5 protein-coding genes are annotated in these 12,746 nt (G+C 68.8%); 2 read left to right on the top strand and 3 right to left on the bottom strand.

The window, feature by feature from the left end:
* Nucleotides 1–320: 320 nt before the first annotated feature.
* Entirely contained in the window at nt 321–2,051 is a 1,731-nt protein-coding gene (locus M1O15_RS21500; protein WP_372499529.1) for a chitinase, read from the top strand.
* 14 nt (nt 2,052–2,065) lie between these two features.
* Here M1O15_RS21500 and M1O15_RS21505 read toward each other — a convergent pair whose 3' ends face one another.
* The gene (locus M1O15_RS21505; protein ID WP_248635809.1) at nt 2,066–3,325 is read right to left on the bottom strand and encodes an Nramp family divalent metal transporter; all 1,260 of its coding nucleotides are present in this window, start codon (nt 3,323–3,325) and stop codon (nt 2,066–2,068) included.
* Nucleotides 3,326–3,606: 281 nt separating this feature from the next.
* On the opposite strand from M1O15_RS21505, the gene M1O15_RS21510 reads away from it, so the two are divergent.
* Nucleotides 3,607–5,010: a M14 family metallopeptidase gene (locus M1O15_RS21510; protein ID WP_248635743.1), complete on the top strand. Its 1,404-nt coding sequence runs from the start codon at nt 3,607–3,609 to the stop codon at nt 5,008–5,010.
* Nucleotides 5,011–5,360: 350 nt separating this feature from the next.
* Here the strand turns inward: M1O15_RS21510 and M1O15_RS31905 are convergent, their stop codons facing one another.
* Together M1O15_RS31905 and M1O15_RS21515 are read right to left on the bottom strand one after the other, a co-directional pair.
* Entirely contained in the window at nt 5,361–5,870 is a 510-nt protein-coding gene (locus M1O15_RS31905) for a DUF5958 family protein (RefSeq protein WP_372499530.1), read from the bottom strand.
* Nucleotides 5,752–12,726 (bottom strand): polymorphic toxin-type HINT domain-containing protein, encoded by a 6,975-nt coding sequence (locus M1O15_RS21515; protein WP_248635744.1) that lies wholly within the window; start codon nt 12,724–12,726, stop codon nt 5,752–5,754. The genes M1O15_RS31905 and M1O15_RS21515 overlap by 119 nt, the downstream gene beginning before the upstream one ends.
* Nucleotides 12,727–12,746: the final 20 nt, after the last annotated feature.

The following is a 12,746-nucleotide window of genomic DNA, read 5'->3' on the forward strand; positions in this document are numbered from 1 at the left end:
GTCTCTCCCTGCTTCTTCCTGCTCACTGCGGGTCATACACGTCATGCACTCTAACCACGTCTCCGTGGCCGGAGAACAGCTTTCGATCGCCGGCTGAGGAGGAGCGGGCGATCCGGTCGGTGACCAATGCGGACGAAGCCGTCAGGAGTTCACTCCTGTACCAACTTCCGTCCCTGCCGGAGGTCTTGACAATCACATTGGTCTGGACCAACTTAACGCCATCCCCACCTTCTCCCTCTCCGCCATCCCCACCCTTCGCCGTAGGTCCCGACGGGCTCCTTCCCGCACCCAGGGGCCCCTCCCCCACGAAAGGCTCCCCCGTGGACGACCGCACCGATCACACTCCCATCCCCCCACGCCGCCGACGGCTGCTCGGCAGCGGGCTGGCCCTCGCCGTCGGCGCCGGGTTCGCCCTGGTCGGCCCGATCGCCGGCACCGCCCAGGCCGCCGACATCAACGTCGCCAAGAACCCCGGCTTCGAGTCCGGTCTCGCCGACTGGAGCTGCTCGGCCGGGAGCGGGTCCGCCGTCTCCTCACCGGTGCGCTCCGGCACCTCCGCCCTGCGCGCGGCCCCCGGCGGGCAGGACAACGCCCGCTGCGCCCAGCAGGTGAAGGTCAAGCCGGGCTCCACCTACACCCTGAGCGCCTGGGTCCAGGGCGGGTACGCGTATCTGGGCGCGAGTGGCACCGGCACGACCGACGTCTCCACCTGGACGCCCGACTCCACCGGCTGGAAACAGCTGTCCACCCGCTTCACCACCGGCGCCAACACGACCACGGTGACCGTCTACACCCACGGCTGGTACGGCCAGTCCGCCTATCTGGTGGACGACGTCTCCGTGTTCGGCCCAGACGGCGGCGGGGGCACCGACCCGGAGCCCGGCGTCCCGGCCACCCCCGCCGGACTGACCGCCGGGGCCACCACCACCAGCTCCGTCGCCCTGAGCTGGAACGCCGTCTCCGGCGCCACCGGTTACCACGTCTACCGGGACGGTACGACGGTCCAGTCGGTGAGCGGGACCTCGGCCACCGTGACCGGGCTGGCCGCCGACACCTCGTACGGCTTCCAGGTGACCGCCGCCAACACGGCCGGCGAGTCGGCGCGTTCGGCCACCGTGACCGCGCGTACCGCCAAGCCGGGCGGCCAGGACCCGGACCCCAACCCCTCGGTGCCCAAGCACGCGCTGACCGGCTACTGGCAGAACTTCGACAACGGCGCCACCGTGCAGAAGCTGCGGGACGTGCAGGCGCAGTACGACATCATCGCGGTCTCCTTCGCCGACTCCACCACCACGCCCGGGCAGATCGTCTTCAACCTGGACCCGGCGCTGCGCTACTCCTCCGTCGCCGAGTTCAAGGCCGACATCGCCGCCAAGAAGCAGGCCGGCAAGTCGGTGATCATCTCGGTGGGCGGCGAGAAGGGCAACGTCACCATCAACAGCGACGCCTCCGCGACGGCGTTCGCCAACAGTGCCTATGCCCTCATGCAGGAGTACGGCTTCAGCGGGGTGGACATCGACCTGGAGCACGGCATCAACTCCACCTACCTCACCAAGGCGCTGCGCCAGCTCTCGGCGAAGGCGGGCCCGGGGATGGTGCTGACGATGGCCCCGCAGACCATCGACATGCAGAGCACCGGCACCGAGTACTTCAAGACCGCCCTGGCCGTGAAGGACATCCTGACCGTGGTCAACATGCAGTACTACAACAGCGGTTCCATGCTGGGCTGCGACGGCAAGGTGTACTCGCAGGGCTCGGTGGACTTCCTCACCGCGCTGGCCTGCATCCAGCTGGAGGGCGGCCTCGCCCCCTCGCAGGTGGGCCTCGGCGTGCCCGCCTCCACCCGCGGCGCGGGCAGCGGCTATGTCTCCCCCGCCGTCGTCAACAACGCCCTGGACTGCCTGACCCGGGGCACGGGCTGCGGCCAGTTCAAGCCGTCGAAGACCTACCCGGGTCTGCGCGGCGCGATGACCTGGTCCACCAACTGGGACGCCACCGCGGGCAACGCCTGGTCGAACGCGGTGGGCCCGCACGTGCACAACCTGCCGTAACGATCCCTGGGGAGTCACCAGGGAAGGTCGCGGACCTGCTGGACGCAGAGCACCACGAACAGCAGGCCCGCGGCCGTCAGCATCCCGTTGCTCAGCCAGCCGTTGCGCCACTCGGCGGGCGTGCGGGAGGAGTTGAGCAGCCAGACCAGGGTGAGCGCCAGGAACGGCATGAAGAAGGCGCCGATCACCCCGTAGACGATCACCAGCCCGAACGGCTGGTCCAGGAAGAGCAGCGCCATCGGCGGGAAGGTCAGCCAGAGCAGGTACCCGCGGAAGGCCACCGACTTCTCCCGCGCCCCGCTCGCCACCTCCTTGGTGGCGCCGTCCGGCCCGGCCGCCGCCTTCCGGGCCTTCAGCTGCGCGGTGAAGTCCGCGAACATCAGCGAGACGCCGTGCCACACCCCGATCAGCGAGGTGATGGAGGTGGCGAAGAAGCCGATCAGGAACAGCTTGGCGGTGGCGGTGCCGTACCGGTCGGCGAGCACGTCCCCCAGGTCCAGCAGCCCCTTGTCGCCGGTGGCCAGCGCGACCCCGGAGGAGTGCAGCAGCTCCGCGCCCACGAACAGCATGGCGATCACGAAAATACCGGTGGTGACATAGGCGACCCGGTTGTCCAGCCGCATCACCCTCATCCAGGAGGTGTCGGTCCAGCCCTTGGCGTTGACCCAGTAGCCGTAGGCGGCGAGCGTGATGGTGCCGCCGACGCCGCCGATCAGGCCCAGGGTGTAGATCAGCGAGCCGTCCGGGAGGACCGGGGCCAGCCCGGCGAAGGCCTCCCCGAGGTGCGGGGTCACCCGGATGGCCAGATAGACGGTGACCACGAACATCACGCCCACCAGCACCGTCATGACCTTCTCGAAGACCGCGTACCGGTTGAACCAGACGAAGACCAGTCCGCCGACCCCGCAGAGCACGGCCCACCACTTCAGGTCCATCACCTCCGGGAACAGCGCCTGGAGCGGCAGTGCGCTGGAGGACATCGCGGCCGCCCCGTAGACGAAGCCCCACACCGCCACGTAGACCGCAAAATAGCCGGTGGTCCAGGCGCCGAGGCTGCGCCAGCCGTCGAACAGGGTGCGCCCGGTGGCCAGATGCCAGCGGCCGGCCGCCTCGGCGAGCGAGATCTTCACCAGGCAGCCGATCACGGCGGCCCACAGCAGGGTGTAGCCGAACTTGCTGCCCGCGATCAGGGTGGCGACCAGGTCCCCGGCGCCGACCCCGGTCGCCGCGACCACGATGCCGGGCCCGATCGACCGCCAACTCGCCTTGCGCATCCGCGGGTCCCGCGCGCTGGAAGCCTCCGCGTCCGCCCGCCCCACCGCACCCCCGCCGCCGCTGCCGCTGCCGCCGTCCATCTCGCGCCGCCTTCCCACCGGACCGATGACCCGGGTGATCGCTCTGCCAGGTACCCGGTCCGTACCCAGCGACCGGCCCTCTCGCACGGACGCTCCCGGGCCATCCCGGCCGAGATGCCATCTTGACGGGTCCATGCCATGCGCGGACCATGCCTGCCACGGGGTCACCCGCCCCGTACCCCCCACCGCAGGAGACATCCATGCGACTTCGCATCCGCGGCAGGCGCGCGGCCGGCACCTCGGCCCTCCCGGGCGGCCGGCGCGGCAGACGACCCCTCGCCCTCACCGCGCTGCTCACCCTCGCCCTCGCCGCCCCCCTCACCGCGACCGCCACCACCGGCGACACCGGATCGTCCTCGATACCGGTGGCCCCCGCCTCCGCCGGCGAGGAGGTGATCCGGCAGTACGAGATCCACGGCCCCTCCACCCCCGCCGAGCGCACCGCCATCGCCGCCACCGGCGTCTCGATCGACGAGGCGAGCGGCCATGCCGTCGTGGTCAGCGCCAACGCCGAGCAGGCCGCCCGGCTACGCGCCCGTGGCCACCGGCTGGAGGCACTGCCCGCGCCGCCCGCCCGCCGGGACGCCACCGCCGCCGCCCAGCCCTTCGACTTCCCCTCGGCCGACTCCCGCTACCACAACTACGCGGAGATGAACGCCGAGATCAACCAGCGGCTCCAGCAGTACCCGAACATCATGAGCCGCCGGGTGATCGGCAAGTCCTACGAGGGCCGGGACATCGTCGCCATCAAGATCAGCGACAACGTGGCCACCGACGAGAACGAGCCGGAGATCCTCTTCACCCACCACCAGCACGCCCGCGAGCACCTGACCGTGGAGATGGCCCTCTATCTGCTCCGCGAGTTCGGCGCGGGCTACGGCAGCGACTCCCGGATCACCAACGCCGTCAACAACCGCGAGATCTGGATCGTCCCCGACCTCAACCCGGACGGCGGCGAGTACGACATCGCCACCGGCTCCTACCGCAGCTGGCGCAAGAACCGGCAGCCCAACTCCGGTTCCTCGTACGTCGGCACCGACATGAACCGCAACTGGAACTTCAAGTGGGGCTGCTGCAACGGCTCCTCCGGCTCCACCTCCTCCGAGACCTACCGCGGCCGCGCCGCCGAGTCGGCCCCCGAGGTGAAGGTCGTCGCCGACTTCGTCCGCTCCCGCACCGTGGGCGGCAAGCAGCAGATCAAGGCCGCCATCGACTTCCACACCTACAGCGAACTGGTGCTCTGGCCCTACGGCTACACCTACAACGACACCGCCCCGGGCCTGACCCAGGACGACCGCGACGCCTTCGCCACCGTCGGCCGCAAGATGGCCGCCAGCAACGGCTACACCCCCCAGCAGTCCAGCGACCTCTATGTCACCGACGGGTCGATCGACGACTACCTCTGGGGGGCCCAGAAGATCTTCGCCTACACCTTCGAGATGTACCCCCGCTCCGCCTCCGGCGGCGGCTTCTACCCGCCCGACGAGGTCATCGAGCGCGAGACCTCCCGCAACCGCGACGCCGTCCTGCAACTGGTCGAGAACGCCGACTGCATGTACCGCTCCATCGGCAAGGAGCAGCAGTACTGCTCCCCCACCCGCTGACGGTCATCTGAGCATGACGAGCGGCCCCGCCCGGAGCACCGACTCCGGCGGGGCCGCTCCGCGTGTGCCCGGGGCTCACACCGCCAGGCACCGCCGGCATCCACGCCCACGTACGCCTCCGATCGCCACAAAATTGTCGCCCGGGACACCCCTAAGCCTGAGTTGACCATGCTGGAAACCATCACCAAACAATCAACGCCCACGCGGTCAGTCCCGACACCGCAGCCGTCGTCGCTGCCGTCAAGTACCCAAGCACCCTCGCCGATTATATTTCGACGAGGGTGCTCATTGTGGACCTTCGAACTCTGAATCCCCGGAATACCTCTACTGAACGCCAGGAGTGTCAACCACTACGACAGATTGTGCCAGGCATGGCTGCAAGATCCTCGACAATCTGTTTCCCTTCGTCGCGCGTCAGCCACTGCGAACACGGACACGAGGACACGAAATGACTTCACATACTCGCCAGGAGGAAGATTTATAATTTTCCCCATTTGTTCGACAGTCGGTTCCCGAATAATCAACACTGCCGGGGTCATGGTCGGCTTGACGCCCGACCGCAGTAGCCCCTCACGCGCGTCTTCCACCGATGCATGGGCCTGCATGGCAAATCGAACAACCTCGTGCAGTACCGCCCTCTGCTGGTCCTGTTCCAATGAGGAGAACCAGGCCACAGCATCATCGAGGGCGCGGCCCCCCTGAGCGACCTCATTGATGATGCGCTCGGATGACTTCAAGTCCTCACCTGCTCCGGGGCTCGAATACCACGTACGGCTTGTCCCGATCCAGCTCTGCATAGTCGGGGCGGTTCGGATTGTAGCTTTGCCAGAAGTCTCGACCGCGTCCGCTCCCTTCACCATCACCCGTTCCTCTTGGCAGCGAATTCTTGACGCTGTGACGAGTTCTGGAAGGGCCAGACAAGATGTAGTCCCAGTCTGACGTCGGGTTAGGGGTTCCGTTTGCGCGGCTTCCGACCACGATGATTGGCTGCCCCGCCTTGTCGGCGGCATTCTGAATTCGCTTGGAATCAGTCGGGCTGAAACCGGCTTCCGATGCCGTTCTCAGGCCAGGCCCACACCATCCGTTGGAGTTATGAACCAGGAGCGCAGTCTGTCCCGCCAGCACATAGTACGTGTGCAGGCCGTTCACAGTGAAATTGTAGGTGCGGGCGTGCTTGGTGAAGGGACGGTTGCCGGTGACGATGACGGTGGCATCTTCGTCCGTACGCAGGGTGTCGCCGGGCTTGAGGTCGCTGGCTTCAATCCAGCGCCGGTGTGATGGCGACCAGAAGGGGTGTTCGTGGGTCGCGGTGAGCTGCTCGACGCCGTCGGGCGTCGCGATCGACAACTCGTTGAAGTGCTTGTCGTCTTCGGTACGGATCAGGCGGGTGACCTTGCGCGGGGCGACCTGGCCCGTCTCCGGGTCCGTAGCCAGCACCTTGTCACCGACCTTGATGTCTTCGATGTCCTTGGTGGTGCCGTCGCCCATCAGAACATCAGTACCGGCGAGGAAGCAGTTTCCACAGTTGGTCGACTTCCTGCCACCGACTCTGCCTCTTCCCCCTACCCCTTGCTGAAGAGCACCGCCCACCACTGCAACAGCGAAAAAGTTGTAGATGTAGCGCTTCTTGGATGGGCATCCGGTAACTTGGCAGGCGTTCACCAGAGCTTTGTTCACAGGAATTTGGACGCTAACTTCATCTCGGTGATTCGCAGCAAATTCCACTCTCAGCTCATCACTACCATAGCCTACAGTCTCTTTGATTCTGGCGTAGAAGGCATCGATAAATTCCGACGTTCCATGCCAGCCCGGCTTGATGTGGACGCCAGGAAGAATCTGGATGACCCCGTCACCGTCGATATCAGCCGCGGCCCAACCCTCCTCCCTCCAGGTGACCGGCTTCGAAGGTCTCGGGTGGAACACCGCGGCGGGCCGGGTGGGCGAGTGGTTGATGACGCCGTCGCCGTTGGAGTCGTTGGACGGGCAGGGGACGTCGAAGCCCTGGCCGCAGGCGAGCCGCCGGCCGTCCGGGTCGGCGAAGGTCGCCGGGTTCTGCATGCCGTAGCTGTAGCCGTTGAGCGTCTGGTCGAGTTCGAGCTGGAGCACCGGGTCGACGCTGATGAACTGGCCGGTGCTGGGGTCGTACTCGCGGGCCTCGACGTGCGTCAGGCCGGTGCGGGTGTCGGTGGGCTTGCCGAGGAAGCCCTTGTCGTCGGGCCACGTCCCGGAGGGGGTGCCGCGGCTCGCGCCGAAGGGGGTGGTGTAGCGCTTGCTGAGGCTCTGGGTCGCGTCACCCGAGACCGCGACGGAGCTGGTGGCGTGGTGGTCGGCGGCGAGGAAGCTCAGCTTCTCGGTGCCGGACTCGTTGCTGCGCAGGGCGATGGTGGCGCCGGCCGCCGAGTAGTAGCGGTTGGCCCACTTCTTGCCGGTCTTGAGGTGGACCTCGGTCGCACCGAGGTAGAGCACGGTCTCGCCGTCGGTGGCGTTGTCACGCCGGATGAGGAGCTGGCCGTCGGCGTCGTAGAGGTAGTTGGTGGCGGTGGCCGCGGCGTCGTCGGCGAGACGGGCGAGGCCGCCTTCCTCGTTCCAGTCGAGGGTCTGGGTGGCGCTCGCCCCGGCCTGCTTGACGCGCTTGACGGTGTTGCCGGTGGCGTCGTACCGGTACTGGGCCGCGCCCCCGGTGCAGTTGCCCGTCGTGGTGGTGGCCGTCAGGGCGTGCGGGCGGGCGGTGTCGTAGCAGTAGGTCCTGGTGACGGGCGTGCCGGTGTTCTGCTTCTCCGTCTTGCGCTGGCCGGAGGCGGTGTAGGTGTAGCCGGTCCAGTACGGCGCCGGGCCGCCGAGGTTGGCCGCCGTGCGGCCGCTGGTGGCGCAGTCCGCGGTCTTCGGTGTCCACGCCTCGCTGAGGCGCCGGTACGCGTCGTAGGTGAAGCACTGGTTGTCGCTGCCGGTGCCGGTGTTGGCGCTGTCGGCGATGGCGGTGACGTTTCCGGCCTGGTCGTAGCTGTAGGCGAGGTCCTGGACCGGGCCGCGGGTCTGGTCGTCCACCGCGGCCTGGGTCAGACGGCCCGTGCCCTTCTCGTAGGTCTGGGTGAGGAAGACCCGCTTGGTGCCGGCGGCGCTGGAGGGGCCGAGCTGGAGCTGGCCGACCTGGCCCAGGGCGGTGTAGGTGGCCCCGAGGAGGTAGCCGGAGGTGCCGGACAGTTCGGTGGGCAGACCGGTGGCGGTGTACCGGTGCGTGAGTGTCTCGGCGGGCAGTCCCGCCGCGGCCGGCTCCTTCGCGGTGTTCACCGTGCCGTCCTGGCGGTAGGTGGTGGCGAAGGCCGTGGTGGCGGCGACGGCGCCGGAGGTCACCAGGGGGTCGGTGGCCGGCAGGGTGAGGCTGCTGCCGGTCGGCCGGCCGAGCTCGTCGTAGCCGGTGACCTGCTTGGTGTAGGCCTTGCCGGTCAGGCCGTTCTCGTAGCGGATGGAGGCGGTGGGCAGTCCCTTGGAGACGCTGTCGTAGGTCCAGGCGGCGAGCTTGCTCGCGTCGGTGCGGGTGCTCTTCCACAGGCCGGTCTTGCGACCCAGCTCGTCGTAGCCGAGGAGCAGGAGACGACCGTGGGCGTCCTTGGTGGTGTCGACCTGGTCCAGCTCGTCGTAGGTGGTCAGCCCGGTGCCCTTGTCGGGGTCGCCCGTCTTCACCAGCCGGCCGTAGAGGTCGTACTCGTAGGTCCAGACGGCACCGTCCGGTCCGGTGACGCTGCTCTGCTGGCCGTCGCGGGTGTGGGTGTACCGGACCCGGGTGTAGGCCTTGCCGGTGGCCGCTCCGTACTCGGTGTCGTCCGGCTGGGTACCGGCGTAGGTACGGGTCTCCGTGGTGCGGCCGAGGGCGTCGGTGATGGTGCGGCTGGCCGTGCCTCCGGTGGGGGCCGTGGTGGCGGTGGAGTCGCCGGTGTACGTGGTCCTCGTGGACCACTTGGTCACACCGTCGACGAGCAGGGTGGAGGTGATGGGCCGCGCGGCACCGTCGAACTCGGTCAGGGTCTGGGTGGCACCGCCGTAGGGCACCCGCTGGTAGACGCCTTCCGGGGCCTTCTGGTCGTCCCAGACGTCCTTGTACGTCTCGTAGGCGAGGCCGCGGCTGTTGTACCGGGTGTCGGTGAGGATGCGCCCGCCCTGCGGAGAGGCCGACTGCGTCTGGATCGGGCGCAGTTGCGAGTCGAAGAGCGAGTAGGTGGTGTCGTAGCTGGTGCCGTCCGCCTTGAGCGTGGCGACGGAGCTCCAGGGGGCCTTGTCGCGCTCCATTCCGTAGCCGAACCGGGCGTCCGGGTTGTCACCGGCCGACTTCGACCGGGGCGGGAGCCAGGTGGCGGTGATACGGCCCAGCGCGTCGTAGGTGTGCTCGGTCCGTTTGGCGTTGGCGTCGAGGACGGTGCGCTCGGTGCCGCGCGCCGGGTCGTAGGTGGTGGTGGTCTGGTGGGCCTGGTTGTTGGACGAGAGCCGGGGCGCCGTGACGACCTTCGTGGTGAGCGGCCCGGCGGCGGCCGGGTAGTACGCGGTCGTGGTGGTACGGCCCTTGGCGTCGGTGGCCTTCAGGGAGCGGCCCAGTTTGGCGGTGTCCGTGTCGTAGACGGTGGTACCGACCGTCTGCCAGCCCGTGGCGGCCGACGGATCGCGGTCGGCTGTTCCGGATGCCGCCGGGTAGCTCTTCGGGCGGCCGCTCCAGGTGCTGAGGCCGAGAGTGGGCACCTGGCCCGGGGACCAACCGGTCGCGGAGGGGTTGTCGTAGACGGTCGCGATGTCCGCCAGCACGTCCCCTCGGGTGAGGGCGTTGGCCGGCAGGTTGAGTGATCCCTCGCCGGTGGCGCAGGGCTTGGCGACCGTACGTGTCCGGGAGACCAGGCCGGTCAGGCCCTTCTCCTGGTTGCGGGCGTACCAGTTGCGGGTGCAGGTCTCGTCACCGCTGGCCGACCAGACGCCGTGGTCCTCGGTGGTGGTGGTCGACGCGTAGGCGGGGTCGTAGGTGTGGGAGATCGCGGTGGTCCGCCAGGTGCGGGCGGTGGTCAGGTAGGTGTGGCTGTGGATACGGGACGGTTTGACGAAGTACGCGCGGCTGTTGGCGTACGACCGCTGCTGGCTGGCGGTCTCCTTGCTCCAGAACTCGTTGACGACGGCCGAGGTGGCGGTGGCCCCGTCGTAGCCGATCTCCTGGCGCAATCGGCCCGCGAGCTGGTCGCCATCCTGCAGGTCCGGCACGTCCAGGTCGTCGGTGGCGGTGCCGGACGCGTTGTCCAGGTCGATGCCCCTGACCACGGCGGACCGGGTGGTGCCGTCCTTGCGCTTGTCGCCGTGCATGCCCTGCATGAAGAGCTTGACGCTCTTGGTACGCGTGGCGCCCTCGTCACCCGTGTACGAGGTGACCTTCTGGTAGCCGCGCCAGGCGGACCAGGTCCGGTGCTTCTCCTTGGTGAAGGGGTCGTCGTCGTAGTGCCAGCCGGGCCCGGAGTACTCGTAGGTCACCTGGGTGCCGGGGTTGCCGGCGCCCGGGTCGTTGGTGGTGACCGAGGTGACGCGGTACTTGTGGAACCAGTCCAGCTTGGGGTCACCGCCGTTGACGGGCCAGTACACCGGATAGCACGAGCGGTTGTTGTCGTCCTCGGCGGCCGGCATGGCGGTGCCCCTGACGCACTCAGGGGTGGAGAACGTGACGGAGGTGATGGCGCCGGTCTCGGAGATCAGCGAGGCCATGCGGGGCCGGGTCAGCGGAAGGATGTCGTCGCCGCTCGCGTCCACCCGGTTGGGCCGCTGCTGGTAGGTGAACTCGATCGGCGGGACGGTGACCTCACCGCCGTTGCGGCCGGTGCGGCTCACCGAGGTGAGGGTGAGGACCTGGTCGGAGGTGTTGCCGATGTCCTGGCCGTCGAAGAACTTCTGGCCCAGCGCGTAGGAGTCGACCGGCTGGTAGCTCTCGGGAGCGGTGCGCGACCAGTGGAAGGTGTTGACGCCGGTCAGCCTCTTGCGGGTGAAGAAGGACGGGCCGGTGGCCTCGCAGTCGTTCGTGCCGGCCGAGCAGATGCTGTCGAAGGGCACATCCGGCCAGTCGTCCGCGGTGTCCGCGGTGAGCCCGGAGCAGTTGTCGGCGAAGCAGCGCTCGGCGTAGGAGAAGGTGACCTTGTTCGAGGCGGAAGCGGTGAAGAGGGTGTCCGCGCGCTGCCCGTAGCGGATCTCCTCAAGGTAGCCGCCGCGGGTGTAGGGCTTCGGGTCGGCCTTGGCCCCGTTCTGGGCGTAGTGGTTGGTCTCCGCCTTGTACCAGTACGTGGAGGCGTTGCCGTGGACGTCCTGGACCAAGTCGAGGTTCCAGCGCCAGGCCTGCTTCTCGTGGCGGTCCGTGAAAGCGCTGCCGCCGTCGTACCCCGGCTCGTCCTTGTCGTCGCCGTACACCGGCACGGTCCAGACGGAGTCGGTGCGCTCGTCCCCGGCACCGGGAAGCTTGTTCAGTCCGAAGCTGTAGGTCGTGCCGTCCCCCGTGACCAGCTTCCAGTGCTCGCCGTCGGCATCACCGTTGGCGGCCCCGGTGGAGCGGGTGACCTTGGAGGCATCGTCGCCCTTGAGGTGCCAGACGCCGGTCTTGTCGTCCTTGACGAGCTCGGAGGCCTTGCCGTTCAGGACGAGTGAGGCGTTGTCGTACTTCCAGCACAGGTCGAAGGAGTCGTTCTGCCCGTCGTCCTCGCACGCGCCGTACTTGCGCTCGATGTACGACGACGTGAGGTCGAAGCCCTCGCCGACCTGCGAACCCTGGTTGTTGGTGTTGGCGGTCCGCCCGTCGATGCTGCCCGAGTCGTAGGAGAGGGCGAGCGACGGCTGGGGGCCCGCCGCGGCCGGAGGTGTGGTGAGCGGATACGACCAGGAGAAGCCACCGGAGGAGCTGCCCGCCTCCCATGCGGCGGACGCCGCGAGCGGCGTCGCCTTGAAGTCGCCGGCCCCCGCCCCCGAGGAGCCGCCCGGGGCGGCCATGACGGCCATCACGGTGGGCGCGGCGGAGGATCCGGAGACACCGGTGCGGGTGGTGACCTTCTGCGCGTGGACGTCGTTGTCGGAGACCTGCGGGGTGGTGGTTCGGCAGCGGGCGGCTTGAGGCGTGGTGAGCGCACAGGCCGGCAGGGTCACCAGGCCGAGCCGGGTGGACCAGTTGCCACCGATCGCCGAGGCGAACGAGCTGTAGTCGACGGTGATGTCGGCGGGCCCCGGTCGGTCGGCGGCCACCGTGAAGAGCACGCCGGTCACCCCCGCCCGGCGGGCCGTCTTCTGGTCCAGGACGCGGATGTCGGCCGTGCCTCCGGCCACGGGCCGCGACTGGCGCGAGGACGCGGCCCGCTTGGCGGCCCGGACCCGCACGAGCGCGCCGCCTTCGGGTGCCGCGGTCACGTCGACCGTACGGGAGGACGCCTTGGGCCAGGCCGCCGCCTGTCGCTCGGCACGCGCGGACTCCACCAGTCTCCGGTTGACCGCCTTCTCCTTCGCGACCTTGGCGCGTGCGGCGGTCGCCTGAGGAGAGGTGACGGGGTGGACGCGGGTGGGCTGGAGGCCGGGCACGTCCGGGCGTCCGGGCCGCTCCGCGGCCACGGCCACGGACACCGGGGGCGCCGGGAGCGCCGGTACGGACAACGCGGTCGTCAGGAGCAGGGTGAGGGTGATCCGCCGGGCGGCTGGGCGCCGACGGGACTGGCGAAGCGACACAGGGGCTCTCCGGGAACAGG

The sequence above is a fragment of the Streptomyces lichenis genome (assembly GCF_023218175.1).
GTDB lineage: Bacteria > Actinomycetota > Actinomycetes > Streptomycetales > Streptomycetaceae > Streptomyces > Streptomyces lichenis.

Bases quoted from the DNA above. Each gene is read 5' to 3' on its own strand.
- M1O15_RS31905 (WP_372499530.1), bottom strand. From the start codon at position 5,870: ATGGTGAAGGGAGCGGACGCGGTCGAGACTTCTGGCAAAGCTACAATC.
- M1O15_RS21505 (WP_248635809.1), bottom strand. From the start codon at position 3,325: ATGCGCAAGGCGAGTTGGCGGTCGATCGGGCCCGGCATCGTGGTCGCG.
- M1O15_RS21510 (WP_248635743.1), top strand. From the start codon at position 3,607: ATGCGACTTCGCATCCGCGGCAGGCGCGCGGCCGGCACCTCGGCCCTC.